General features: G+C 71.4%; 26 protein-coding genes. 14 read left to right on the top strand and 12 right to left on the bottom strand.

Annotated elements, in window-relative coordinates; all coding sequences use genetic code 11:
- The first annotated feature begins 62 nt into the window (after nucleotides 1-62).
- Nucleotides 63-419, top strand: coding sequence for a nuclear transport factor 2 family protein (locus EER34_RS16865; RefSeq protein ID WP_127476812.1), 357 nt, complete (start codon nucleotides 63-65; stop codon nucleotides 417-419).
- A 112-nt stretch (nucleotides 420-531) separates the two neighbouring features.
- Here the strand turns inward: EER34_RS16865 and EER34_RS16860 are convergent, their stop codons facing one another.
- The 10 genes from EER34_RS16860 to EER34_RS16815 all read right to left on the bottom strand — a co-directional run bounded on the left by EER34_RS16860 (nucleotide 532) and on the right by EER34_RS16815 (nucleotide 10,554).
- On the bottom strand, nucleotides 532-1,602 hold the full coding sequence (locus tag EER34_RS16860) for an RNA polymerase sigma factor (RefSeq protein ID WP_127476810.1): 1,071 nt from the start codon (nucleotides 1,600-1,602) through the stop codon (nucleotides 532-534).
- 2 nt (nucleotides 1,603-1,604) lie between these two features.
- Nucleotides 1,605-1,982: a YciI family protein gene (locus tag EER34_RS16855; protein WP_127476809.1), complete on the bottom strand. Its 378-nt coding sequence runs from the start codon at nucleotides 1,980-1,982 to the stop codon at nucleotides 1,605-1,607.
- Nucleotides 1,983-2,061: 79 nt separating this feature from the next.
- Complete coding sequence (locus tag EER34_RS16850; RefSeq protein WP_127476807.1) at nucleotides 2,062-2,628, bottom strand: hypothetical protein; 567 nt, start codon at nucleotides 2,626-2,628, stop codon at nucleotides 2,062-2,064.
- 45 nt (nucleotides 2,629-2,673) lie between these two features.
- Complete coding sequence (locus EER34_RS16845; protein WP_127477006.1) at nucleotides 2,674-3,471, bottom strand: transglutaminase-like domain-containing protein; 798 nt, start codon at nucleotides 3,469-3,471, stop codon at nucleotides 2,674-2,676.
- Nucleotides 3,472-3,738: 267 nt separating this feature from the next.
- Complete coding sequence (locus EER34_RS16840; protein WP_127476806.1) at nucleotides 3,739-4,539, bottom strand: HpcH/HpaI aldolase family protein; 801 nt, start codon at nucleotides 4,537-4,539, stop codon at nucleotides 3,739-3,741.
- Entirely contained in the window at nucleotides 4,524-5,309 is a 786-nt protein-coding gene (locus EER34_RS16835) for a 2-keto-4-pentenoate hydratase (protein ID WP_127476804.1), read from the bottom strand. Before EER34_RS16835 ends, EER34_RS16840 begins: the two co-directional genes overlap by 16 nt.
- Before the next feature lie 172 nt (nucleotides 5,310-5,481).
- On the bottom strand, nucleotides 5,482-6,639 hold the full coding sequence (gene hpaD / locus EER34_RS16830; protein ID WP_127476802.1) for a 3,4-dihydroxyphenylacetate 2,3-dioxygenase: 1,158 nt from the start codon (nucleotides 6,637-6,639) through the stop codon (nucleotides 5,482-5,484).
- A 135-nt stretch (nucleotides 6,640-6,774) separates the two neighbouring features.
- Nucleotides 6,775-8,307 (bottom strand): 5-carboxymethyl-2-hydroxymuconate semialdehyde dehydrogenase, encoded by a 1,533-nt coding sequence (gene hpaE, locus EER34_RS16825; RefSeq protein ID WP_127476800.1) that lies wholly within the window; start codon nucleotides 8,305-8,307, stop codon nucleotides 6,775-6,777.
- Between the two features lie 22 nt (nucleotides 8,308-8,329).
- Nucleotides 8,330-9,046 (bottom strand): GntR family transcriptional regulator, encoded by a 717-nt coding sequence (locus EER34_RS16820; RefSeq protein WP_127476799.1) that lies wholly within the window; start codon nucleotides 9,044-9,046, stop codon nucleotides 8,330-8,332.
- The gene (locus EER34_RS16815; RefSeq protein WP_127476797.1) at nucleotides 9,028-10,554 is read right to left on the bottom strand and encodes a fumarylacetoacetate hydrolase family protein; all 1,527 of its coding nucleotides are present in this window, start codon (nucleotides 10,552-10,554) and stop codon (nucleotides 9,028-9,030) included. Before EER34_RS16815 ends, EER34_RS16820 begins: the two co-directional genes overlap by 19 nt.
- Before the next feature lie 123 nt (nucleotides 10,555-10,677).
- On the opposite strand from EER34_RS16815, the gene EER34_RS16810 reads away from it, so the two are divergent.
- Nucleotides 10,678-12,060, top strand: a complete 1,383-nt coding sequence (locus EER34_RS16810; protein ID WP_127476795.1) for an MFS transporter — start codon at nucleotides 10,678-10,680, stop codon at nucleotides 12,058-12,060.
- A 68-nt stretch (nucleotides 12,061-12,128) separates the two neighbouring features.
- On the opposite strand, the gene EER34_RS16805 is transcribed toward EER34_RS16810, so the two are convergent.
- Nucleotides 12,129-12,749, bottom strand: a complete 621-nt coding sequence (locus tag EER34_RS16805) for a TetR/AcrR family transcriptional regulator (RefSeq protein ID WP_127476793.1) — start codon at nucleotides 12,747-12,749, stop codon at nucleotides 12,129-12,131.
- A 147-nt stretch (nucleotides 12,750-12,896) separates the two neighbouring features.
- Between EER34_RS16805 and EER34_RS16800 the strand changes: the two genes are divergently transcribed.
- The 11 genes from EER34_RS16800 to EER34_RS16750 all read left to right on the top strand — a co-directional run bounded on the left by EER34_RS16800 (nucleotide 12,897) and on the right by EER34_RS16750 (nucleotide 23,043).
- Nucleotides 12,897-14,087 (top strand): thiolase family protein, encoded by a 1,191-nt coding sequence (locus EER34_RS16800; RefSeq protein WP_127476791.1) that lies wholly within the window; start codon nucleotides 12,897-12,899, stop codon nucleotides 14,085-14,087.
- Complete coding sequence (locus tag EER34_RS16795; protein WP_127476790.1) at nucleotides 14,080-14,817, top strand: enoyl-CoA hydratase/isomerase family protein; 738 nt, start codon at nucleotides 14,080-14,082, stop codon at nucleotides 14,815-14,817. Before EER34_RS16800 ends, EER34_RS16795 begins: the two co-directional genes overlap by 8 nt.
- The gene (locus tag EER34_RS16790; protein WP_127476788.1) at nucleotides 14,814-15,689 is read left to right on the top strand and encodes a 3-hydroxyacyl-CoA dehydrogenase family protein; all 876 of its coding nucleotides are present in this window, start codon (nucleotides 14,814-14,816) and stop codon (nucleotides 15,687-15,689) included. Before EER34_RS16795 ends, EER34_RS16790 begins: the two co-directional genes overlap by 4 nt.
- On the top strand, nucleotides 15,686-17,791 hold the full coding sequence (gene paaZ / locus EER34_RS16785) for a phenylacetic acid degradation bifunctional protein PaaZ (RefSeq protein WP_127476786.1): 2,106 nt from the start codon (nucleotides 15,686-15,688) through the stop codon (nucleotides 17,789-17,791). Before EER34_RS16790 ends, paaZ begins: the two co-directional genes overlap by 4 nt.
- A complete protein-coding gene (paaI, locus tag EER34_RS16780) occupies nucleotides 17,788-18,366 on the top strand; it encodes a hydroxyphenylacetyl-CoA thioesterase PaaI (RefSeq protein WP_240642467.1) in 579 nt (192 codons plus the stop codon). Before paaZ ends, paaI begins: the two co-directional genes overlap by 4 nt.
- 75 nt (nucleotides 18,367-18,441) lie before the next feature.
- Nucleotides 18,442-19,425, top strand: a complete 984-nt coding sequence (gene paaA, locus EER34_RS16775) for a 1,2-phenylacetyl-CoA epoxidase subunit PaaA (protein ID WP_127476785.1) — start codon at nucleotides 18,442-18,444, stop codon at nucleotides 19,423-19,425.
- The gene (gene paaB, locus EER34_RS16770) at nucleotides 19,425-19,730 is read left to right on the top strand and encodes a 1,2-phenylacetyl-CoA epoxidase subunit PaaB (protein ID WP_127477002.1); all 306 of its coding nucleotides are present in this window, start codon (nucleotides 19,425-19,427) and stop codon (nucleotides 19,728-19,730) included. The genes paaA and paaB overlap by 1 nt, the downstream gene beginning before the upstream one ends.
- Nucleotides 19,727-20,551 carry a 1,2-phenylacetyl-CoA epoxidase subunit PaaC gene (paaC, locus tag EER34_RS16765; protein ID WP_127476783.1) on the top strand — a complete coding sequence of 275 codons (825 nt, stop codon included), beginning with the start codon at nucleotides 19,727-19,729 and terminating at the stop codon, nucleotides 20,549-20,551. Before paaB ends, paaC begins: the two co-directional genes overlap by 4 nt.
- On the top strand, nucleotides 20,545-21,066 hold the full coding sequence (paaD, locus tag EER34_RS16760; protein WP_127476782.1) for a 1,2-phenylacetyl-CoA epoxidase subunit PaaD: 522 nt from the start codon (nucleotides 20,545-20,547) through the stop codon (nucleotides 21,064-21,066). Before paaC ends, paaD begins: the two co-directional genes overlap by 7 nt.
- Nucleotides 21,066-22,271 carry a 1,2-phenylacetyl-CoA epoxidase subunit PaaE gene (paaE, locus tag EER34_RS16755; protein ID WP_127476780.1) on the top strand — a complete coding sequence of 402 codons (1,206 nt, stop codon included), beginning with the start codon at nucleotides 21,066-21,068 and terminating at the stop codon, nucleotides 22,269-22,271. The genes paaD and paaE overlap by 1 nt, the downstream gene beginning before the upstream one ends.
- Nucleotides 22,272-22,281: 10 nt before the next feature.
- Nucleotides 22,282-23,043, top strand: coding sequence for an enoyl-CoA hydratase/isomerase family protein (locus tag EER34_RS16750; protein ID WP_127476778.1), 762 nt, complete (start codon nucleotides 22,282-22,284; stop codon nucleotides 23,041-23,043).
- Nucleotides 23,044-23,173: 130 nt separating this feature from the next.
- Here the strand turns inward: EER34_RS16750 and EER34_RS16745 are convergent, their stop codons facing one another.
- Entirely contained in the window at nucleotides 23,174-24,826 is a 1,653-nt protein-coding gene (locus EER34_RS16745) for a thiamine pyrophosphate-binding protein (RefSeq protein ID WP_127476777.1), read from the bottom strand.
- A 225-nt stretch (nucleotides 24,827-25,051) separates the two neighbouring features.
- On the opposite strand from EER34_RS16745, the gene EER34_RS16740 reads away from it, so the two are divergent.
- Nucleotides 25,052-25,354: a hypothetical protein gene (locus EER34_RS16740; RefSeq protein ID WP_127476775.1), complete on the top strand. Its 303-nt coding sequence runs from the start codon at nucleotides 25,052-25,054 to the stop codon at nucleotides 25,352-25,354.
- Nucleotides 25,355-25,362 lie beyond the last annotated feature (8 nt).

Below are 25,362 nucleotides of genomic sequence, written 5' to 3'. Positions count from 1 at the left end.
GGCCTTCCACCGGATCTCGCGCAGGCCTTGGCATGGAATCCGCCCGCGAGTACACAAGACCTATGACACGCGCGAGCGAATGGCTGAACGGCTACATCACGGCGTGGGCGTCGAAAGACCCGGCAGATGTCCGCGCGATCTTCACCGAGGACGCACAGTACTGGTTCCGACCCGACGACGACGACCCGGTCATCGGCATCGACGCCATCGTGGAGATGTGGGGCGACCCCGAACCGAGCGAGCCGGTCCACGAGCTCGCCGTCCTCATCGAGAACGACGAGATCGGGATCATCAAGGGCACGGTCGACTACCCCGGCGATCAGAGCTATTCGAACCTGTGGGAGGTGCGGTTCGCTCCGGACGGGCGGGCGACGTCCTTCGTCGAGTGGTTCATGACACCTCGTACGAAGGACGTATGACGCACAGGGAGAGATCACTCCCGCGGGCGGCACCGCCGTCCCTCTCGCCGAGCTCACCGCCGCAGGCGAACGACTCGCCGCCCATGTCGGCCGGCCGGCGCTCGCACACTCTTCACGGATGCCGCTCCCCGTCACCGGCGAGCGCACGGGCCTCGACGGCGGCCAGCGCCGCCTCCGCCCCCGCGGTCGGTGCGACGGCGACGAGCCCGCGGTAGAGCGTCACCAGCGCGTCGACGTCGAGTTCGCCCGTCCGGGCGCGGTCGCAGTGCACGGCCTGGATGGCCGCCTCCAGCTGGAACCGGCCGAGCGGGCGCCCGAGGGCGGAGGCCCGGCGGAGCAGGGCGGCACCCTCGGCGATGAGGGCGGCGTCCCACAGGGCCGGGTCCTGCTCGTCGAGCGGCGGCCAGGGCGCCGTGGTGCGCGCCGGCGCCCGGGACTGGGCGTAGGTGAGGAGCGCGGCGAGCCCCCAGGCCTCGGGCTCGTCGTCGAGCAGGCTTGCGGCGAGGACGGCCAGCCACCGCGCCTCGTCGGCCAGCGATTCGCGCGGCTCGTCGCCCTGATCGAGCCATCCGATCGCGTAGGCGCCGTAGATCGCCTCGAGCACGGCGGGCAGCCGAGTCGGCATGTCGGCGCGGGTCGGCACGGCGAAGGGGATGCCCGCGTCGCGGATGCGGCGCTTGGCTCGCACGAGCCGCTGCGCCATCGTCGCGGGTGGCACGTCGAACGCGCGGGCCACCTCGGCCGCGTCGAACCCGAGCACGGTCTGCAGCATGAGCGGCGTGCGCACCGCCGGGTCGATCGCCGGATGCGCGCAGGCGAAGAGCAGCTCGAGACGCTTGTCGGGGATCTCGTCGTGGCGTTCGAGCACGACGGCCGCGTCCACGGCACGCTCGTCGGCGAGGGTGGCGGCGATCGCCTCGTCGAGGGCGACGCCGGTGCGGCGCGCGGCCGAGCCGAAGGCATCGCGGAGGCGGTTGCGGGCCACGGTGAGGAGCCACCCTTCGGGGTTGGCGGGGATGCCGTCATCCGGCCACGTCTGCAATGCGCGCTCGAAGGCGTCGGCAAGGGCGTCCTCCGCGAGGGCGACGTCGTGCGTGCCCGACGCGACGAGCGCGAGGAGGTGGCCGTACGACGTGCGGGCCGCGCGTTCTGCGGCGGTCCGCACATCGTCGGCTGCGGACATGACTACGCGAACGGGGTCCAGGCGCCGTTCTCGAACCGCGTCGCCGTCGGACGGATCTCGACGGTTCCCCAGCCGATCGACGGCGCCTTCGCCGCCCAGCCGATCGCCGCGTCGAGGTCGTCGACGTCGATCACGAATGTGCCGCCCAGCTGCTCCTTCGTGTCGGCGAACGGGCCGTCCTGCACGCGCAGCGTGCCGTCTGGAGCGGTGACGGTGGTCGTCACGGCGGAGGGCTGGAGCACCTCGGCTGAGCGCAGCACCCCGGCAGCGTCGATCGCCTTGGCGTACTCGTCGAACTCCCGCATGCCCTCGGCCCAGGCATCCGGGCCCATGTCGTCGGGGGTCATCTCGGGGTAGTGGAGGAGGAGCGTGTACCGCATGATGTCGTCCTTTCGTCAGTGCTGCGACACTGCGATGACGATCGAGCGCGCCGCCGATCGACAGCCCGCGAGGTCTTCGTCAGCTCTTTCCGAGCTCGTCGAGCATGCGGCGCTGCTCGTCGGTGAGGCCGTCCTGCAGCTCGCGCCTGCCGGCGGCCGCCTCGGGAGTCGGGATGGCGGGGGCCGAGGCATCCGTCGCCGTCGTCGCCCTGCTGCCGGAGGCCTTGTCGTACAGGGCGCCGGCGTGCGCCTCGACCTTGTCGTCGACGGCATCGTAGATCGCCCAGCCGATCAGCAGGATCACCGGCGGGAGCACATAGCCCCAGAAGGCGCCGAAGAAGCCCCCGCCGATGACGACGCCCGAGAGCCATACGGTGACGATCCACACGAGGAATGCCACGGCGAACGCCAGGAGGAACTCGACGACCTTCTCGCCCGCCTTGGTGCGCTGGTTCGCCGACTTCGCGGCCATCGAGCGGAACCACTTGTGGACGGCGGGCTTGATCCAGATGACGAGCGCCGTCATCACGATGCCCGCCCACAGCGCCGACCAGCCGACCTTCGCCGGGGTCAGGAAGCCGATGACCAGCAGGACGACGATGTTGAAGACCAACAGCGACGCGAAACGCACGATCCACTTCTTCATGGATTCACTGTGCCACGTCCGGCCCGGCCTGCGGGAGGGTGGGGCTCACCAGATGGAGACGAGCTGGGTGACGTCGTCGTCGGGGAGCACGTCGGCGGTCGCGCTGACCTCGACCTGCACCAGGTCGGCGCGGCCGGACGCGACCGTCAGGAACGCCGTGTCGGCGGCATCCCGTCCGGTGGCGATGCGCACGAGGCTCGACCGCGGCGCGAGCGTGGTCGCATCGACGGCGCGCCAGGCGTCGTCGATCCACGCCTCGGCGACCGCGTGGAAGTCCATCGGGTACAGTCCCGGTGCGTACACGGCGACGCTGCGCGCCGGGATGCCGAGCCCTCGCAGCAGCGCCACACACAGGTGCGCATAGTCGCGGCACACGCCCTGACGTGCGAGGAGCGTGCGGGTCGCGCCGTCGGTCGGCAGCGACGAGCCCGACACGTACCGCAGCCGTGTGCCCACCCACGACGAGACGGAGTGGAGCAGCTCGGCGGGGTCGCGGATGCCCGCGAACTCTCCGGACGCGGTCGGAGCGAGGGCGTCGGACTCGGCATAGCGGCTCGGGCGCGTGTAGACGAGGAGGTCTGCTTCGCTGGCGGTGGCGATCGCGCCCTCGCCGTCGATGCGCGCGGCGTACTCGACGACGAGGTGGCCGGTGCCGCTCGTCAGGCGGTGCAGTCTCGTGCCGTGCGCATCGGAGACCACATGCCAGTCGACCGACTCGCCGTCGAGGGCGGCGGTGAAGCTCTCCCACGACGTCTCGTACTGATCCGCCGCGGCGATCGCGAAGATCAGGTCGGCCGGCTCGGTGACGTCCAGGACGATGCGGCTCGTGACGTCACGGTTCATGTTCTCAGCCTGGCATGCGGATGCCGCACGAGGGCCGGGCTTGACAGCGGATGCCTCGCCCCCCGTCGTCGAGCGTTTCGCCGAGCGTTCGTCGAGCGTTTCGCCGAGCGTTTCGCCGAGCGCTTCGCCGAGCGGTCGTCGAGCGTTCGCCGAGCGCTTCGCCGAGCGTTCGTCGAGATGTCGCCGAGGGGGCGCGAACGACGACGTGCCCGACCGTGCGCCGGTCATTCGTGCACTCTCGGCCGGGGCGGGCGGGCGGGGGCGGGGTCAGTAGCTCGGGCGGTCGAGGCGGGCGTTCGGGGCGAAACGCTCGGCCAGAGCCTCGGACCCGCGGGCGAGGAGCGCGACGTCGGCGCCGACGAGGACGAACGACGCGCCCGCGTCGAGGTAGGCCTGCGCCGCAGTGGGATCGAACGCGTTCACGCCGACCGGCTTGCCCGCGCCGCGCACGGCCTCGAAGGCACGCAGCACAGCGGCCACGACATCCGGATGCGTCTGCTGGCCGAGCGCTCCCATCGACGCCGCGAGGTCGCTGGGCCCGACGAAGACGCCGTCGACGCCGTCGACCGCGGCGATCTCGGCCGCGGCCTCGACCCCCTCGACGGTCTCGACCTGCACGAACAGCGAGACGTGGTCTTCGGCGTGGGCGAGGTAGTCGTCGACCCTGTTCCACCGGGCGGAGCGCGCGAGGGCCGATCCGACCCCGCGTCGCCCCCGCGGCGGGTACCGCACGGCCTCGACCATCTCGGCGGCCTGCGCTGCCGACGACACCATCGGAACGAGGATGTTCTGCGCGCCGAGGTCGAGCACCTGCTTGAGCGTCACGACGTCGCCGATCGGCACACGCACGACCGGCGTCACCGGGTACGCGCCGACGGCCTGCAGCTGCGAGAGCACCGACTCCAGACCGTTGGGGGAGTGCTCCATGTCGATCAGCAGCCAGTCGAGCCCGGCGCCCGCGCAGATCTCGGCGACGAGCGGCGATCCCGAGCACACCCACATGCCGGCGAGGGGCCGGTCGGCGGCCGCGAGCGCGTCACGGAAGGTCGGGCTCAAACGAATCGGCACGTGATGTCTCCCATCGGTCCGTAGTCGCAGCGGACGAGATCGCCGCGCGAGACCCACATGGGGCGAGTGAACGACCCCGCGAGGATGATCTCACCCGCCTCGAGGCGCGCGCCATGCTGGTGGAACTTGTTCGCGAGCCACGCGACGCCGGTCGCGGGGTGGCCGAGCACGCCCGCGGCGACACCGGTCTCCTCGATCTCGCCGTTGCGCGAGAGCACGCCGGGCACCCAGCGGAGGTCGATCTCGTCGGGGCGCTTGCGGACGGTGCCGAGCACCATCGCGCCGTAGGCCGCGTTGTCGGAGATCGTGTCGACGATCGTGCGCCCCTCCAGCTCGATGTGCGAGTTGAGCACCTCGAGCGCGGGGACCGCGTAGTCGATCGCCGCCAGGGCGTCGTCGAGGGTGCAGTCGGGTCCTTCGAGCGGATGCTTGAGCACGAACGCCAGCTCGACCTCGATGCGCACGTTCGAGAACAGGTCGACCGGGATCTCGGCGCCGCTCTCGTACACGGTGTCGTCGAACATGACGCCGTAGTCGGGCTCGGTGATGCCGGTCGCCTGCTGCATCGCCTTGGAGGTGAGGCCGATCTTGCGGCCGACCAGCGTGCGACCGGCCGCAAGGTTCGCGTCGCGCCACACCGCCTGGATCGCGTACGAGTCTTCGACCGTCGCCTCCGGATACCGAGCCGTGATCCGGGGGATCACGCCGTGCGTCCGGTCGGCCTCGGCGAGTTCCGCGGCGAGCTCTGCGATCACGTCGGGGTGCAGCATCCGCTCTCTTCTCCTCTTCCGTTGTCGATCATGTCCCACTTCAGCCCGCTTCGCGGGGCTGTATCCGGCACGAAGTGGGACATGAGCCCGGCGAAGTGGGACACAGGCCCGGTGAAGTGGGGCATAGGCCCGGTGAAGTGGGACACAGGGCCGGTGAAGGGGGGCACAGGGGTCAGAGCTGGTGGCCGAGCTTGTACTCGCCCTGCTTCCACGACGGCAGCGCGTCGGCCTCGTCCTCCTTGCGGGTGTACGAGAAGCCGTCGGCGCCGATCGTGACCTCCATCTCGGACGAGTCGGTGCGGGCCACGACCGCCTTCGGGTTGCCGTCGAGATCGAGCACGAGGGATGCCTCGGTGTACCACGACGGCACGACGGGGTTGCCCCACCAGTCGCGTCGCTGGTTGTCGTGGACGTCCCACGTGACGACCGGGTTGTCGGGGTCGCCCGTGTAGTAGTCCTGCGTGTAGATCTCCACGCGGTGGCCGTCGGGGTCGCGGAGGTAGAGGTAGAACGCATTGCTCACGCCATGGCGGCCGGGACCGCGCTCGATGGCGTCGGAGCGGCGGAGCGCGCCGAGCTTGTCGCAGATCGCGATGATGTTGTGCTTCTCGTGCGTGGCGAAGGCGACGTGGTGCATGCGGGGTCCGTCTCCGCCCGTCATCGCGGTGTCGTGCACGGTGGGCTTGCGGCGCATCCATGCGGCGTATACCGTTCCCTCGCCGTCCTGGATGTCCTCCGTCACCCGGAAGCCGAGGTCCTCCATGTACGCGACGGCACGGGGCACGTCGGGTGTCACCTGGTTGAAGTGGTCGAGCCGCACCAGCTCGCCGGGCGTGTGCAGGTCGTAGCGCCACGACAGGCGCTCGACGTGCTCGGTCTGGAAGAAGAACTCGTAGGGGAATCCGAGCGGGTCCTCGACGCGGACCGAATCGCCGATGCCCTTGGTGAAGCCGTCGGTGCGACGCTCGACGCGGCATCCGAGCTCCTCGTAGAACGCGACCGCCCGGTCGAGGTCCTCCGGCGTGCGCACGCGGTACGAGAATGCGGCGACGGCGGCGACAGGCCCCTGGCGCAGCACGAGGTTGTGGTGGATGAACTCCTCCGTCGACCGGAGGTAGACGGCCTCGTCGTCCTCTTCGGTGACGTAGAGCCCGAGCACGTCGACGTAGAACACCCGGGAGGCCGCGAGGTCGGTGACGATGAGCTCCATGTACGCGCAGCGGAGCACGTCGGGGGCCGGGACCGACGGCGTCGGGATGCGGTTGGCCGAGCGGATGGGGTCGTCGGCGGTGACGACGGGCTCGGAGGAGTCGGGGGTGATGGTGGTCATGTCAGCGTCCTTGCTTGAGGTCCGGGCTTGTGGTCCGGTCGGTTTGTGTGGAGTAGGTCGCGTTCTGCGCGGGGGCTGAGCGGCACCTTCTTCACACAAACGGAAAGTGGAAGGGGGAGGGGGAGAGGGAGGGGGTCAGGGGGCGGGGGAGGAGGCCTTGCCGAAGGTGGGGTTGTGGGCCGGGCCGAGCGTGATGTGCACAGCCTGCTGGTCGGTGTAGAAGTCGATCGAGCGGTAGCCGCCCTCGTGGCCGAGGCCGGAGGCCTTCACGCCGCCGAAGGGGGTGCGGAGGTCGCGCACGTTGTTCGAGTTGAGCCACACCATGCCGGCCTCGATGGCCTGCGAGAAGTTGTGCGCGCGGCGCAGGTCGCTCGTCCACACGTAGGCTGCGAGGCCGTACTTCACGCCGTTCGCCAGGGCGAGCGCCTCCTCGTCGGTGTCGAACGGCGTGATCGCCACGACCGGGCCGAAGATCTCCTCCTGGAAGATCCGCGCATCGGGCGCGACATCGGCGAACACGGTCGGGGCGACGTAGTTGCCTGTGGGGAAGCCCTCGGGCCGGCCGCCGCCGGCGACGAGGCGCCCCTCGGTCTTGCCGATCTCGATGTAGCTCATCACCTTGTCGTAGTGCTCGGGATGCACGAGCGCACCGACCTCGGTCGCGGGGTCCTGCGGGTCGCCGACGACCACGCGCGACGCCTGGGCGGCATAGCGCTCGACGAACTCGTCGTACACCTCGCGCTGCACGAGAATGCGCGACCCTGCGGTGCAGCGCTCGCCGTTGAGCGAGAAGACGCCGAAGATCGTGGCGTCGATCGCGGCGTCGAGGTCGGCGTCGGCGAACACGATCGCCGGCGACTTTCCACCGAGCTCCATCGACAGGCCCTTCAGGAAGGGCGCGGCGTTGGCGAAGATCAGCTGCCCGGTGCGGCTCTCGCCGGTGAAGGAGATGAGCGGGACATCGGGATGCTTCACCAGCGCGTCGCCGGCATCCTCGCCGAGTCCGTTCACGAGGTTGAAGACGCCCTTCGGGAGTCCTGCCTCCTCGAAGATCCCGGCCCACAGCGACGCCGACAGCGGCGTGAACTCGGCCGGCTTGAGCACGACGGTGTTGCCCGTCGCCAGCGCCGGGCCGAGCTTCCACGACTCCAGCATGAACGGGGTGTTCCACGGCGTGATCAGCCCGGCGACGCCGATCGGCTTGCGGTTGACGTAGTTGAGCTGGCGTCCTGGCACCTTGAACGCGTCGTCGGTCTGCGCCACGATCAGGTCGGCGAAGAAGCGGAAGTTCTCGGCCGCACGACGCGCCTGGCCGAGCGCCTGCGTGATGGGCAGGCCGGAGTCGAAGGACTCGAGCTCGGCGAGGCGCGCGTCACGCGACTCGACGAGGTCGGCGATGCGGTGGAGGATCCGGGAGCGCTCGCGCGGCAGCATCCGGGGCCACGGCCCTTCGGTGAACGCGCGTCGCGCCGCCGCGACGGCCCGGTCGATGTCGGCCGTCTTGCCGGCTGCGGCCTGCAGGTACGTCTCGTTCGTGACGGGGTCGAGGACGTCGAACGTGTCGCCGTCGACCGAGTCGACGAACTCGCCGTCGATGTAGTGCTGGATGTGCGCGGGCAGGTCGGCGGGCACGTGGCGCTCACCGGCGAGCGTGTCGGTGTCGGTCATGGGGCTCCTTCGGAGGGTCGGGTCAGAACGCCGGGAGGCCGAGGGCCTCGTCGGGGTGCTCGTGGATCATGTACGCGTCGAGGGTGGCTGAGCGATGGCGGCGGGCCGCCTTCTCGATCTCGCCGAGCGGGGCGCCCGTCTCGATGAGCTGCAGGATGTTCTCGTGCTCGCGCACGGACTCCTGCGCGCGGCCGGGGATGAAGCTGAAGGTCGAGTCACGCAGGTGGCCGAGGCGCGCCCATTCGCCGTGCACGAGGTCGAGGATGCGCGGATTGGCGCACTTCTCGAAGAGCGCTGCGTGGAACTCCTGGTTGAGCGCCGTGAAGGCGCGCGGGTCGAAGTGCTCGAGGGTCTCGATCATGAGCTCGTTGATGCGTCGCGCGTTGCGGATGTCGACCTCGGTCAGGCGACGGGCGGCCAGCGCGGTTGCGGCGCCCTCGAGGATCGAGAGCGACTGCATGCTGAAGCGGTACTGGGTGTCGTCGACCATCGACACCCGCGCCCCGACGTTGCGCTCGAACATCACGAGGCCCTCGGCCTCGAGCTGACGGATCGCCTCGCGCACGGGCACGACGCTCATGTCGAGCTCGCCGGCCAGCGAGCCGAGCACCAGGCGGTAGCCGGGCGTGAACTCCTGCGACGCGATGCGCTCCTTGATCCAGCGGTAGGCGCGCTGCGACTTGCTGAGCGTCGCGGCGTCGGCCGAGGCATCCGCTCCGGTCACTTCGATTCCCGCCATGCGCGGTACCTCGCCTTCCAGTCTTCGTTCATGGGGAACAGGCCGTCGATCGGATGCCCCTCCGCGACGCGCTGAGCGATCCAGGCGTCCTCGTCCTCCTGCGCGATCGCCGCGTCGACGACCTGCTCGACGAGCGTGGGCGGGATCACGATCACGCCGTCGGCGTCGCCCACGATGACGTCGCCGGGCTGCACGGTGGTGCCGCCGCATCCGATCGTCACGTCGTGGTCCCACGGCACGTGCCGGCGTCCGAGCACCGCGGGGTGCGCGCCGGCGGTGTACACCGGGATGCCGACGGCGGTCACCGCGTCGGAGTCGCGCACGCCGCCGTCGGTCACGATGCCGGCGGCGCCACGGGCGTGGGCGCGGACGGCGAGGATGTCGCCGAGCGTGCCCGAGCCGGTCTCACCGCGGGCCTCGATGACGATGACCTCGCCCTCGCCGACGGCGTCGAATGCGCGCTTCTGGGCGTTGTAGCCGCCGCCGTGCGAAGCGAAGAGGTCTTCGCGCAGGGGCACGAAGCGGAGGGTGCGCGCGGTGCCGACGAGTTTCGCCGCGGGATGCAGCGGCCGCACGCCGTCGATCGTGACGTCGTTCAGCCCGCGCTTGCGCAGCTGTGCGGAGAGCCCGGCGACGGGGACGGACGCGAGCTTGGCGCGCAGGGCCGGGGAGAGTCCGGACGTGGCCGGCGCCTCCGCGGGAAGCCCGGCCGCATCACGCGAGCCCCACGCCTCGGTGCGCTGCAGATCGTCGACGGCGGGGAGCGAGCCCAGCGCCGGATCGAACTCCGCATCGCCCGAGACGACTGTCGTGACGAGTCGGCCCGAGGTCGGTCCGCCGGGCACGTCGACCTCGACCTCGACGACATCGCCCGGGACGGCGACGGATGAGCCTGCCGGCGTGCCCGTGAGGATCACGTCGCCGGGCTCGAGCGTGAAGTGCTGCGACAGGTCGGCGACGAGTTGGGCGAGCGGGAAGATCAGGCCGCCGGCGCCGTCGTCCTGCACGACAGCTCCGTTGAGCCACGTGCGGACGCGGAGGTCGGCCGGGTCGATCGCCCGGGCGTCGATGAGCGACGGGCCGAGCGGGGTGTATCCGTCGCCGCCCTTCGAGCGGACGTTGGATCCCTTGTCGTTGGCGCGCAGGTCGTAGAGCCCGAAGTCGTTCGCCGCCGTGACCCAGGCGACGTGCCGCCAGGCGTCGCGGAGCGTCACGCGCCGGGCCGATGCGCCGATCACGAGCGCGATCTCGCCCTCGAAGGCGAGGAGCTCCGTGCCGGCGGGGCGCTCGATCGTGCCGGCCGATGCGGCGACCGAGCTCGAGGGCTTGAAGAAGTACGAGGGATGCTGCGGCCGGCGCCCCCGCTGATCGGCGCGGGACGCGTAGCTCAGGTGGATGGCGATGATCTTCCCGGGCCTCACGGGGAGGGCGCGGAAGCGGGGATCGGTGCCTGCGGCGCCGGTGGTCTCATCGGGGTCGGATGCGGCATCCGGGGTGTTCTCGTCCATCAGGAGCGTCCTCACTCTTGCGTCGTATCTGAAATCGTATATCATCGTGTCACATCCGGCAAGCATCCTCCCACGATGGTTCGCCGGTCGACGAAGTCGTCAGCCCAGACACAGGAGTCACCCATGAGCACACCACAGCCCGACCCGGGATTCACCCCCACCGGCACCATCGCCAGCCCCGTCGATCGACGCCGCGTCGTCTTCGCGACCGTGGTCGGAACCACCGTCGAGTGGTACGACTTCTTCATCTACGCGACGGCCGTCGGCCTCGTGTTCGGCCAGCTGTTCTTCGCGCCGCTCGGCCCGAACAGCGCGATCGTGGCCTTCGCCACCGTCGGCGTGAGCTTCCTCTTCCGGCCGCTCGGAGCGTTCCTCGCCGGCCACTTCGGCGACAAGTACGGCCGCAAGGTCGTGCTGATGTGGACGCTGATCCTCATGGGCGCCGCGACGGCGCTCATCGGCGTGCTGCCCACCTATGAGGCCATCGGGGTCTGGGCGCCGATCCTGCTCGTGCTCCTGCGCATCCTTCAGGGCATCTCGGCCGGCGGCGAATGGGGCGGTGCCGTCCTCATGGCCGTCGAGCACGCGCCCAAGAAGCGCCGCGGCGCGTTCGGCGCCTCGCCGCAGATCGGCGTGCCCCTCGGGCTCCTTCTCGCGTCGGGGGTCATGGCGATCATGGCGATGATCGCACCCGGCGACGCCTTCCTCGAGTGGGGCTGGCGCATCCCGTTCCTGCTCAGCGTCGTCCTGATCCTCATCGGCTGGTACGTCCGTCGTCGCGTCGAGGAGAGCCCGGTGTTCACCGAGCTCGCCGCCCGCAAGGAGAAGGCGAAGACGCCGATCATCCAGCTGTTCACCAAGCACGCGCTGCTCGTCTTCATCGCGGCGCTCGTGTTCGCGGGCAACAACGCGGTCGGCTACATGACGACCGGCGGCTACATCCAGGGCTACGCCACGAACCCCGACGGGCCGCTCGTGCTCGAGCGCGGACCGGTGCTGTGGGCGGTGGCGGGCTCGGCCGTGACGTGGCTGCTGTCGACCCTCGCGGCCGGCTTCGTGTCGGACCGCATCGGCCGTCGCACGACGTACATCATCGGCTGGATCCTGCAGCTCGTCGGCGTCTTCCTGCTGTTCCCGCTCGTCAACACCGGCGACATCTGGCTGCTGTTCCTCGGCCTCGCGATCCTGACGGTCGGCCTCGGCTTCACGTACGGCCCGCAGGCGGCGCTGTACTCGGAGCTCTTCCCGGCATCCATCCGCTTCTCGGGCGTCTCGATCTCGTACGCGATCGGCGCGATCCTCGGCGGCGCCTTCGCCCCGACCATCGCCACGGCGCTGGTGCAGGCCACCGGATCGACGCTGTCGGTCACGTGGTACCTCGCCGGCATGACGATCGTCGGCCTGATCGCAACGCTGCTGCTGCGTGATCGGTCGGGCATCCCGCTCGGCCCCGACCACGAGGCCGAGCAGTCGGTGTCGCCGATCCGCGGTCTGTCCAAGGCCTGACCCCGGGTCCGCCCCTCGCACTTCCTCACTCACGCGAGTAGGGAGGGGCGGGGGGCGGATGCTGCGGCTCAGCGGGTGCGCATGCCGTCGAGCACCACGGCCACGACGTCGTGCGCGAGACGCTCGCGGTCGACGGGGCCTCCGGGGCGGTACCACTCGACGATGGAGTTGACCATGCCGAAGATCAGTCGCGTGGCGACGGGGCCGTCGATGTCGCGACGCACCAGCCCGGCGGACTGGGCCTCCTCGACGAGTGCGGTCACGCGATGGTCGAACGCACGGCGCCGCGCCAGCGCGGCCCGCTCGATGTCGCTGTTGCCGCGCACGCGCAGCAGCAGGGTGACGTAGGGGAGGCGGTCGACGAGCACTCGGACGGCGCCGCGCAGCACCGCGCCCAGGCGCTCGGCGGCGGTGCCCGTGCGGGCGTCGGGCTCGTCGAGCACGCCCTCGAGACCGCTCAGCGCCTCGTCGAGAGCGAGGGCGAGCAGCTGCTCCTTCGAGTCGAAGTGGTGGTACAGCGCGGATTTCGTGAGTCCGAGACGGGTGGCCAGATCGGCGACCGAGGTGGCGTCGTAGCCCTGCTCGTTGAAGAGCGCGACGGCGATCTCGAGCACTTGCGCGCGGTCGTAGCCGGGGCGTCCGCGACGCGGCGCGGGGCCGTTCGCGCGGTCGACGTCGATGGCGGGCATGGCACCAGTGTCGCATCGCCGAGCGGCTGCGCCGTCGCCCGCGCCGTGGTAGCGGGGCGCCGGGCCGCACGAAGATTGGATTACTGAACGATCGGTTAGCTATCCTGGATGCCGGGGCCGCATCGACGCGGCCGCGGAAGGATGACGATGTCCGAGGCCTACCTCGTCGGAGGCGTGCGCACGCCGGTCGGCCGCTATGGCGGCGCGCTCGCGGGAGTGCGTCCCGACGACCTCGCCGCCCTCGTCGTGGGCGAGGCCGTCATCCGCGCCGGACTCCCCGCCGCAGCCGTCGAAGAGGTGATCCTCGGCGCGGCGAACCAGGCCGGTGAGGACAACCGCAACGTCGCCCGCATGGCCGCCCTCCTGGCGGGTCTCCCCGACGAGGTCGCGGGCCTCACCGTCAACCGCCTCTGTGCCTCCGGGATGTCCGCCATCGCGCTCGCCGCACAGGCGATCCGCGCGGGCGACGCCGACGCGATGGTAGCCGGCGGCGTCGAATCGATGACCCGCGCGCCATGGGTGCAGGCGAAGCCCGACCGCGCGTGGGGCAAGCCGGGCGAGGCGTTCGACACGTCGATCGGCTGGCGCTTCGTGAATCCGCGCATGGCCGCGCGCGACAAGGCGACGTTCTCGATGCCCGAGACGGCCGAGGAGGTCGCCCGGCTCGACGGGATCTCGCGCGCGGATGCCGATGCCTTCGCGCTCCGCAGCCACGAGCGCGCGATCGCGGCCATCGACGCCGGCCGGTTCGAGGCCGAGATCGTCGCCGTCCCGACCCGCGCCGGCGAGGTCTCCGTCGACGAGGGACCGCGCCGCGACACGTCGCTCGAAGCGCTCGGGCGCCTTCGCCCGGTCGTGACCGGCGGCGAGGTCGTCACCGCCGGCAATTCGAGCTCGCTCAACGACGGTGCATCGGCGATCGTCGTGGCATCGGCCGCGGCGGTCGAGCGTCATGGACTGCACCCCCGCGCGCGGATCGTCGCCACCGCGAACGCCGCCCTCGCCCCCGAGATCATGGGTCTCGGCCCCGTCCCGGCGACCGAGAAGGCGCTCGCGAAGGCCGGGCTGACCGTCGCCGACCTCGGCGCCGTCGAGCTGAACGAGGCGTTCGCGTCGCAGTCGCTCGCCTCGATGCGCCGGCTCGGCCTCGATCCGGAGATCGTCAACGCCGACGGCGGCGCGATCGCGCTCGGGCATCCGCTGGGCTCGAGCGGCAGCCGGCTGATCGTGACGCTCCTCGGACGCATGGAGCGCGACGGCGTCCGGTACGGCCTGGCGACGATGTGCGTCGGCGTGGGGCAGGGCACGGCGATGATCGTGGAGCGGACGGATGCCTGAGCCGCTGCTCGTCGAGAGCTCCGACGACCGCGTCGTGGCGACGCTGTCGCGCCCCGAGGTGCGCAATGCGATCGACCAGGCGATCATCGACCGGCTGCACGAGCTGTGCGCCGAGCTCGAAGAGCAGCCGCGCACACTGATCCTGATCGGCTCGGGGGGCGTGTTCGCATCGGGCGCCGACATCGCGCAGCTGCGCGACCGCCGAGCAGACGATGCCCGCCGGGGCATCAACACCCGCGCGTTCCAGCGGATCCGCGCTCTGCCGATGCCCGTGATCGCGGCGATCGACGGCTACGCTCTGGGCGGCGGCGCCGAGCTCGCGTACGCGGCCGATCTGCGCATCGGCACACCGCGCGTCAAGATCGGCAACCCCGAGACGGGCCTCGGCATCATCGCCGCCGCAGGTGCGACCTGGCGGCTTCCGCAGATCGTCGGCGACGCGCGTGCCGCCGAGCTGCTCCTCACGGGGCGGATCCTCGACGCGGACGATGCGCTGTCGTGGGGTCTCCTGTCGTCGGTGCACGAGCCGGAGGACCTCCTCGCCGCGGCGCACGGCCTCGCCGACCGCATCGCCGCGAACGACCCGCTGGCGACCCGGCACACCAAGACCGCGCTCGCCGCCTCGCCCGACGCCCATCCGGCGATCGAGCTCGAGCTGCAGGCCGAGCTGTTCGAGAGTCCCGAGAAGATCCGTCGCATGACGGCGTTCCTGGAGAGGCGGAAGCGATGAGCGGGTCCGGCACGGAGCCTCGCGTCCCGGCGCGCGTGGGCGTGATCGGCGGCGGCCGCATGGGCGCCGGGATCGCGCACGCGTTCGCACTCGCCGGCGCCGACGTGATCGTGGTCGAGCGCGACGCCGACGCGGCGGCCGCGGCATCCGCTCGTCTCCTCGAGAGTCTTCGCCGATCGGTCGAGCGCGGCACGACGTCGCGGACCTACGACGATCTCGCGGCCGCTGTGTCGACGGCGACGGATGCCTCGGCCCTCGCCGGCTGCGGGCTCGTCGTCGAGGCCGTGCCCGAGGATCGTGAGCTCAAGGTCGCGGCCCTCGCCCGCGCGGAGGGGGTGCTCGAGGCCGGTGCCGCCCTGGCGACGAACACGTCGTCCATCTCGATCGACGACCTCTCCGCGGGCCTCGCACGACCCGACCGGTTCCTGGGCCTGCACTTCTTCAATCCCGTGCCGGCATCGCTGCTGGTCGAGATCGTCGCCGGAGGGGCGACCGACGAGGCCCTGATCGAGGACGCCCGCGCGTGGATCGCCGCGATCGGCAAGACCCCGGTCGTCGTGCGCGATGCTCCCGGCTTCGCGTCGAGCCGCCTCGGCGTCGCGCTCGGCCTCGAAGCGATCCGCATGCTTGAGGAGGGCGTCGCCTCGGCCGCCGACATCGATGCGGCGATGGAGCTCGGGTACCGGCATCCCGTCGGCCCTCTCAAGACGACCGACCTGGTCGGACTGGATGTGCGCCTCGGAATCGCCGAGGAGCTGCACGCGCGCCTGGGCGACCGGTTCGCGCCGCCCGAGCTGCTGCGCCGCATGGTCGCCGATGGGCGCCTCGGACGCAAGAGCGGCCGCGGTTTCTACGAATGGAGCGAGTCATGACCGACGTCCTTCCCAGCTACGTGCTCGGCCGGTGGTGGACTCCGGCCGAGGGCGCGGACGCCGTCACGGTGGCGGATGCCTCCACCGGCGAGCCGGTCGTCCGGATCAGCACCGCGGGGCTCGACCTGGGTGCGGTGCTCGAGTTCGCGCGCACGAAGGGGCAGTCGAGCCTCGGCGCGCTGACGTTCCATCAGCGCGCGCTCCTCCTCAAGCAGTTCGCGATCGCGCTCACCGAGCGCAAGCAGGAGCTGTACGACCTGTCCAAGCGTGCGGGCGCCACCGAGCGGGACTCGCTCAACGACGTCGACGGCGGCATCGGCGTGCTCTTCACGTACTCGTCCAAGGGCCGACGTGAGCTGCCGAACGCCCAGGTCTATCTGGACGGGCCCGTCGAGCAGCTGTCGAAGGACGGTTCATTCCTCGCGCGGCATGTGTACACACGGCTGCCCGGCGTGGCCGTGCAGATCAACGCGTTCAACTTCCCGATGTGGGGTGCGCTCGAGAAGTTCGCGCCCGCGTTCCTCGCCGGGGTGCCGACCGTCGTCAAGCCCGCGACCCCGACGGCCTACGTGGCCGAGGCGTGGGTGCGGATCCTCGTCGAGACCGGGCTTCTGCCCGAAGGCTCGCTGCAGCTCGTGAGCGGCAGCATCCCGGGCATCTTCGACCACCTGCGGCTGGGCGACCTCGTCGGGTTCACCGGGAGCGCTTCGACGGCGGAGCGCCTGCGCTCGCACGAGTGCGTGCAGACCGGAGGCGTGCGGTTCACGAGCGAGACGGACTCGATCAACGCGTCCGTGCTCGGACCGGACGCGGTGCCGGGAACGCCGGAGTTTGACGCGTACGTGAAGCAGCTGCTCGTCGAGCTCACGACCAAGGCGGGGCAGAAGTGCACGGCGATCCGCCGGGCGATCGTGCCGGAGGGCTCGGTCGACGCCGTCGTCGAGGCACTGCGCGCCAAAATCGCCGAGCGCGTCGTGATCGGCGACCCGCACGCCGCGAACGTCACGATGGGACCGCTCGTCTCGCTCGCCCAGCGCGACGAGGTGCTGCGCGCCGTGTCGTCGCTCGAGGCGGCGGGTGGTCGTGTGCTGCTCGGATCGACCGTCGCGCCCGAGATCGTGCGTGCCGACGGCTCCGTCGGCGTGGCCGGCGACGGGGCGTTCGTCGAGCCCGTCCTCATCGGGTTCGCGGATGCCTCGGCCGATGCGGTTCACGAGATCGAGGCCTTCGGCCCGGTCGCCAGCGTCCTGGCCTACCGCACCGTCGACGAGGCGGCCGACCTCGTCGCCCGCGGCGGCGGCTCGCTGGTGACGAGCGTCGCCACGAACGACCCCGTCGTCGCGACGGCCCTCCTCTCTCGCATCGCCGCGTTCAACGGGCGCCTGCTGTTCCTCGACCGCGCCGACGCGCGCACATCGACCGGCCACGGCGCACCGGTGCCGCACCTCGTGCACGGCGGTCCGGGCCGGGCGGGCGGCGGCGAAGAGCTCGGCGGCATCCGGGCCGTGCTGCATCACATGCAGCGGACGGCTGTCCAGGGCTCGCCCGAGATGATGACGGCGCTGACCGGCGTGTGGCACCAGGGCGCGGCATCCCGCAGCGATCGCCACCCGTTCCGCAAGTCGCTCGCCGAACTGGCGATCGGCGACCAGCTCGCCTCTCCGCTCCGCGTCGTGACTCTCGACGACATCGAGACCTTCGCGAACTTCACCGGCGACCTCTTCTACGCGCACATGAACGAGGAGGCGGCCGCCGCCAACCCGTTCTTCCCCGGCAGGGTGGCGCACGGCTACCTGCTCGTGTCGTGGGCCGCCGGACTCTTCGTCGACCCCGATCCGGGTCCGGTGCTCGCGAACTACGGCCTCGAGAACCTCCGGTTCATCACGCCCGTGTCGCCCGGCGACGAGATCCGCGTCGTGCTCACCGCGAAGCAGATCACTCCGCGCGAGACCGACGAGTACGGCGAGGTGCGCTGGGACGCCGTCATCCTGAACCAGGACGACGAGATCGTCGCGACCTACGACGTGCTCACGCTCGTCGCGAAGGAGCTGGATGCCGCGTCCGCCCCGGGTGCGCCGGTGTCGATCGGGGCGGGGAGATGACGGTCCCCACGCCTCCGTCGCACGGTGCCGATGCGCCGCGCGGAGCCTCGGGGCGCGAGGGATCGATCCCCGGCGCCACGCCCCCGCCGGCGGTGACCGCGCCGACGCCCAGCGCGCATCCGGACGAAGGCGGGCCCGGGCACCCCGACCCGTCGACCTGGTTCGCGGGCCAACGACCCATGCTCCAGCGCGACAACGCCTCGGCCGCGCTGGGCATGGTCGTCGAGCGCGACGAGCCCGGCGAGGCGATCGTGTCGATGCGCGTGCGGGACGACATGCTCAACGGCTTCGCGATCACGCACGGCGGACTCGTGTTCGCGCTCGCCGACACGACGTTCGCGATCGCCTGCAACGAGGACGACGGGGTGACCGTCGCGGCGGGGGCCGACATCGCCTTCCTCGCGCCGACGCGCGTCGGTCAGACGCTCACCGCCCACGCGCGCCGCCGGACCCTCGTCGGCCGCGCGGGGCTCTACGACGTGACGGTCACCGACGAGACCGGAGCGGTGGTCGCGGAGTTCCGCGGCCGGTCGCTCGCGACCCGCCGCCCTGCGTCCGGCGCCGCCGGGGAGTGACCGCTCCGCCGCGGTTGTGGGCGCGGCATCCCGAAGCTAAACTTACTGAACGAACGGTCTGTAAATAAGGAGTCGATGATGACCACCGCACCCGACCTCGCCGTGGCTCAGCCCGACGAGGCCGCCGAGCAGGCGACGTTCGACGCGCTCATCGCGGCCGAGCAGCGCATCGAGCCGCGCGACTGGATGCCCGCGGCCTATCGCAAGACGCTGATCCGCCAGATCTCGCAGCACGCGCACTCCGAGATCATCGGCATGCAGCCCGAGGGCAACTGGATCACCCGGGCGCCGAGCCTCAAGCGCAAGGCGATCCTGATGGCGAAGGTGCAGGACGAGGCCGGCCACGGGCTCTACCTCTACTCCGCCGCGCAGACCCTCGGCATCACCCGTGACGAGATGACCGAGCAGCTCATCGAGGGGCGCGCGAAGTACTCGTCGATCTTCAACTACCCGACCCCGTCGTGGGCCGACATGGGCGCGATCGGCTGGCTCGTCGACGGCGCCGCGATCTGCAATCAGGTGCCGCTCTGCCGTGCCTCCTACGGACCTTACGGGCGCGCGATGGTGCGCATCTGCAAGGAGGAGTCGTTCCATCAGCGGCAGGGGTTCGAGATCCTGCTGGCCCTCATGCAGGGCTCGCCCGCGCAGCGCCGGATGGCCCAGGAATCCGTCGACCGCTGGTACTGGCCGAGCCTCATGATGTTCGGCCCGCCCGACGACGAGTCCCCGAACTCCGCGCAGTCGATGGCCTGGAAGATCAAGCGGTTCTCGAACGACGAGCTGCGCCAGCGGTTCATCGGGATGCTGGTGCCCCAGGCCGAGGTGCTGGGCGTGACGCTCCCCGACCCCGAGCTGCGGTGGGACGAAGCTGCGCAGCGCTGGCACACCAGCGAGATCGACTGGACCGAGTTCCACGAGGTGCTGCGCGGCCGCGGGCCGATGAACGCCGAGCGTCTGCGCAACCGTCGCAACGCCCACGAGGACGGCGCGTGGGTGCGTGAAGCGGCGGCGGAGTACGCCCGCAAGGAGGCCGCGCGCGTCGAAGGGAAGGTGGCATGATGACGACCCCCGGCGCATCCCCGCGCGAGACCTGGCCCCTGTGGGAGGTGTTCGTGCGCGCGAACCGCGGACTCAGCCACGTGCACGCCGGATCCCTGCATGCCCCCGATGCCGAGTTCGCGCTGCGCAACGCGCGAGACCTGTACACGCGCCGTGGCGAGGGCACGTCGGTGTGGGTCGTTCCCGCTGACGCGATCACGACGAGCGACCCCGATTCGAAAGGCGCGTTCTTCGAGAGCCCCGCGGGCAAGAACTACCGTCACGCGGTGTACTACACCGCGTCGGAGGGGGTGCCGCACCTGTGAGCGTCATCGACCCCCACGGCGAGGTCACCGTCGACCGCATCGAGCTCTCGGCGGAGCTCGCCGGCGAGGGCGGGCAGGCCGCCACGGCGGACGTCGCCGAATACGCCCTCCGGCTGGGCGACGACGCGCTCATCCTCGCCCAGCAGCTCGGTGCCTGGATCGCCCGCGCGCCCGAGCTCGAGGAGGACGTCGCCCTCGGAAACATCGCCCTCGACCTGCTCGGCCACGCCCGGTCGTTCCTCCGCTACGCGGGCACGTTCGACGGTCGCACCGAGGACGACCTGGCGTACTGGCGCGACGAGCCGGAGTTCCGCTGCGCGTGGCTCTTCGAACAGCCCAACGGCGACTTCGCGCAGACGATCGCCCGCCAGCTGGCGGCATCCGTCTTCCAGTTCGAGCTGTACACCGCGCTGCAGCGGTCGACCGACACGACCTTCGCCGCGATCGCGGCGAAAGCCGTGAAAGAGGTCGACTACCACCGCGACCACGCCGTGCAGTGGACGCTGCGCCTCGCCGGCGGCACCGACGAGTCGCGCGCGCGCATGATCCGCGCGGTCGGCGACGTCTGGCCGTACGTCGACGAGCTCTTCCGCGACGACCCGCTGATCGATCGGCTGGAAGGGGCCGCGGTCCGTCCGTCGTCGTTGCGCGCGGCCTTCGACGCGGTCATCGCCGCGGTGTTCGCGGAGGCCGAGCTGGACGTGCCCGCGGGGTTCGTCTCGTCGGGCGGCGGACGCGATGGCCGTCACTTCGCCACGCTCGGCTTTCTCCTCGCCGAGATGCAGGTGCTCGCACGACAGCACCCGGGGGCGACATGGTGACCCTCGCCGAACGGCAGACCCGCGCAGCGGAGACGGCCACGGCGGCCCGCGCGTGGCGGATCGCCGCCGCCGTGCCGGATCCCGAGGTCCCGGTCCTCAGCATCGAGGACCTCGGTGTGCTGCGCGACGTCGCGGTGGACGGCGACCGCGTGACGGTGACGATCACACCCACGTATTCGGGCTGCCCCGCGATGGACACGATCCGAGACGACGTCGTGCTCGCCCTCACCGACGCCGGGTTCGGGACGGTCGAGGTGCGCCTCACGCTGTCACCCGCATGGACGACGGATTGGATGAGCGACGTCGGCAAGGAGAAGCTCCGCGCGTACGGCATCGCCGCGCCGACCGGTCGGGCCGCGGCATCCGGACCGATCAGACTGCAGCTATCCGTGAAGTGCCCGCGCTGCGGATCGCTCGACACGAAGGAGCTCGCCCGCTTCGGCTCGACCTCGTGCAAGTCGCTCTACGAGTGCCGCGCATGCCTCGAGCCCTTCGACTACTTCAAGGTGCACTGATGGCCGCCGACGCCTCCGCGCCCTCCGCCGAGGGCTCCGTCCGGGAGGCCCCCGAACCGCAGGCGATCGCCGAGGCGCTGCTCGCGAGCGCGGTGGGCGGTCCGTCGACGCCGACCCGGCGCCGTACCCGGTTCCACACGCTCCGTGTCGCCGAGGTGCGGCCGCTGACGGATGCCGCCGTCGAGGTCACGTTCGACGTCCCCGCCGAGCTGCAGGGCGAGTTCGACTACCTCGCCGGGCAGCACGTCGCGCTGCGCGCCGTCGTCGACGGACACGAAGTGCGCCGGTCGTACTCGCTGTGCCGGCCCCCCGTGCCGGGCTCGATGAGCGTCGCGATCAAGCGCGACCTCGGCGGGCGCTTCTCGACCTGGGCCCAGTCCGAGCTCCGCCCCGGCGACGAGATCGACGTGATGAGCCCGCAGGGCACGTTCACCTCCACGCTCGCCGAGCTCGACGGCGCGCACGTCGCGGGCATCGCGGCCGGCTCGGGGATCACGCCGCTCATGGCGCTCGCCGCCACGGTGCTCGCGCGCTCCGAGTCGTCGCGTTTCACGCTCGTCTACACGAACCGCTCCACCAGCGACGTGATGTTCCTCGAAGACCTCGCCGACCTCAAGGACCGCTACCCGTCGCGCCTCGCGCTGCACCACGTGCTCTCGCGCGAGCAGCGTGCGGCACCGCTGCTGTCGGGGCGCATCGACGAGCCGCGGCTGCGCCGGATCCTCGACGCGCTCGTCCTCCCCGACACCGTCGACGAATGGTTCCTCTGCGGCCCGTTCGAGCTGGTCCAGCTGTGTCGCGACACCCTGGCCGACATCGGCGTCGCGCCGGAGCACGTGCGCTACGAGCTGTTCACGACCGGCGAGGGCGGCCGCGTCGAAGCGCCGTCGGGCCGGCCCGTCGAGGTCAGGGCCGATGAGCCGGTGCACCGCATCGAGGTGACGCTCGACGGCCAGTCCGCGTCGGTGGAGAGTCCCGTCGCCGCGCACGAGTCGATCCTCAACGCCGCGCTGCGGGTGCGGCCGGACGCCCCGTTCGCGTGCGCCGGCGGCGTGTGCGGCACGTGTCGTGCGCGCCTCGTCGAGGGGTCGGTCACGATGACCGAGAACTATGCGCTCGAACCCGACGAGCTGGAGCGCGGGTACATCCTCACGTGCCAGTCCCACCCCACGACCGACCGGGTCGTCGTCGACTACGACGTCTAGAGAGGCATCCGTGATCACGCTGAAGGTGGGCGACGACGTCGCCGAGATCGTCCTGAACGCTCCCGAGAAGCTCAACGCCCTCTCGCTCGACGCGATCGGCGAGCTGGATGCCGCGTACGCCGAGGCCGAGGCATCCGGTGTCCGTGCCCTCGTGCTCCGCGGCGAGGGCCGCGCGTTCTGCGCGGGACGCGACATCTCCGGCGTCGATCCCGCGACCGACGACGTCACCGGGTATCTCGGCGCGGTCGAGGCGCTCATGCGGCGCATGGCGGCGTTCCCCGCCCCGACCTTCGCCGCCGTCCAGGGCGCATGCCTCGGGGTCGGGCTCGGCCTCGCGATCGCGACGGACGTCGTCTACGTGTCCGAGACCGCGAAGGTCGGCTCGCCCTTCGTGAACATCGGGGCGATGCTCGACTCGGGTGGCCATGCGCTGCTGTACGAGCGGCTCGGCGCCCACCGCGCCCTCGACCTCATCTACACCGGCGATCTGCTGTCGGGTGCCGAGGCGGTGGCCGCGGGCCTGTTCAGCCGGGCGATGCCGACCGGCGAGCTGCAGGAGTTCACGCGCGAGCGGGCGGCGCGTGCGGCGACCGGTCCGACCCAGGCGTTCCTCGCGTCCAAGCACCTGATCGACCGCCTCCGCGACGAGCGCCTGTGGCGCGTGGTGGCGGAGGAGAACCGCGGCCAGGCCGAGCTGCGCGACACCGCCGACTACCGCGAGGGCTTCGCCGCGTTCCAAGCCAAGCGCACGCCCGGCTTCACGGGTTCCTGACCTCCCCCGGCGGCGGCTTCTCGCAAGGGCGCAGTCTTCTGCGAGGTCCTGGTTCCTGCGCCCTGAACACGCGCCGCCAGTGCGAAACCTGCGCACTCGCGAGCCGGACCGGGCTTGGCCGGGCCGGGCGCTACGAGTTCACGCGGATGATCTCCTCCTGGTACGGGGCCACCACGGTGCCCGAGATGCGGCAGTCGAGGAGGAGGAAGGGGCGGGATGCCGCGTCCTCCGCGGTCCACGACGCCAGGCGCTCGAGGTCGGCCAGGGTTCGCACGACGACGCCCTCAGCGCCGACGCCGGCGGCGAGCGCGGCGAAGTCGACCTCGGGGATGAGCATCGGCGCCTTCGCGAGCCCCTTGAGCCCGTAGAGGTTGACCTCGGCGCCGTAGGCGGCGTCGTTCCAGACCACGGCCATGCCGCGTCCTCCCGCGACGCGCACCGCGGACTCGAGGTCGGCAAGGGCCATGAGCCCGCCGCCGTCGCCCGTCGTCAGCACGACGGTCGCCTCGGGACGGGCCAGAGCGGCGCCCGCCACCGACGGGAACCCGAGGCCGATCGATTGGAACGCCGTGCCGACCATCATCATGCGGTCGGGCGAGGCGACCGGCCAGAACATGTTCGCCCAGCCGATGAAGTGGCCGCCGTCCGACACGACGACACGGTCCTCGGGCAGCAGGGCGCCGATCCGGGCGGCCACGGCGCGCGGGTCGAGGCGTCCGTCCGCCGCGAGCTCGACTCCCTCGTCGTAGCGTCGGGCGCCGGCGACGTCGACCGACTCGCGCCAGCCGGTCGGCTCCGTGCCCCGGTCGCGCAGACCCCGGATCAGCGAGCCTGCGACGGTCGCGGCATCCCCCCGCACGAAGCCGCCGACATGGGGATGCGTCGCCGCCGGAGCGACGTCGATCTGGAACACGCGGGTGCCGGGTGCGAACAGGTCGCCGAAGCGCATCGTGAACTGGTTCAGGGACGCTCCGAACACGACCGCGACGTCGGCCCGGCGGACGAGTTCCATGGCGCCCTCGGCGCCGAACCCGCCGGTCACGCCGAGGTCGAACTCGCCGCGGGGGAACACGCCCCTGCCGAGCGCGGTCGACGCGGTGAGCGCCCCCGTGAGGTCGGCCAGCTCGCCGAGAGCGCCGCTCGCGCCCGAGATCCACGCCCCGCGACCCGCCAGCAGGAACGGGCGCGATGCTCCCGCGAGCGCCGCGGCGATATCCGCGACGGCGCCCTCTGCGAAGGGGCCGGCGGGCGTCAGCGGGCCGGGGATCCGCGGCTCCGGCGCCTCGGGCACCGGGCCTGCGTCGCGCGCCGCGACGTCGTAGGGGATCGCGAGCACCGTCGGCACGCGGTAGGTCAGGGCGTGCTCGATCGCGATGACGGTGGTGGCCGCGGCATCCGCTCGCCCGACCGTGTACGTGCGGGCGCCGACCGCGGAAGCGAGGGCGATCTGGTCGACGTCCCACGGGCGCGGGCCCGATGTCGGCTCGTCGCCGACCACGAGCACGAGCGGGACGTGCGCCTGCACGGCCTCGGCGAGCGCGGTGAGGGTGTTCGTGAAGCCCGCGCCGTACGTCGCGGTGGCCGCGGCGAGTCGGCCCGACGCGCGGTGGAAGGCATCGGCGGCGACGACGCCGCCGGCCTCGTGCCGGACCGCCGTGAAGGCGACGTCGGTGGACCGCTCGAGGGCGTCGAGGAAGTACGCGTTGCCGTTGCCCATGACCCCGAACACATGGTCGATGTGGCGGGCGAGGGTGAGGGCGACGTGCGCGGACACGGTGGGCATGGGGAACTCCTGCGAGACGAACGGATGTGAGGCCGTATGTGTCTCGCGCGTTCGCGCTGCGTGCCCTTTTTTCGAGCACCGACGGGGACGTTCCCGCCGGACGACACGAGTATACGGGCGGCGATCCCGCCCAGCGTGCCCAATCGACGGCCGTTCACACCGCGAATCCGTCATTTGCGCTTCCTCGAGGGCAGTGCCCCATCCACGGCCGGGCAAGATGGACCCATGAGGACCATCCAGCTGCGCCGGTACACGCTCGTCGACGGGGAGTACGACGCCTTCGTGGCGTGGTGGGAGGGCTGCATGCCGCGCGTCCGTCCCGACGCCGGGTTCGCGATCGAGTTCGCCTACGGGCTGCCGGCGACGAACGAGTTCGTGTGGGCCGTCAGCGCCGAGGGAGACGAGGAGGCCTTCCTCGCCCTCGAGAAGGTGTACATGGCGTCGGATGCCCGTGCCGAGGCGTTCGCGGGAGTGCCGCAGCGCGTCGCGGCCTACGACGTCGCGTTCGTGGGGCAGCGGTTCGCCTGATCCCCGGG

The organism is Microbacterium sulfonylureivorans (genome assembly GCF_003999995.1).
In the GTDB taxonomy this organism is placed as follows: Bacteria; Actinomycetota; Actinomycetes; order Actinomycetales; family Microbacteriaceae; genus Microbacterium; species Microbacterium sulfonylureivorans.
This window is presented reverse-complemented; position numbering and strand designations above follow the sequence as displayed.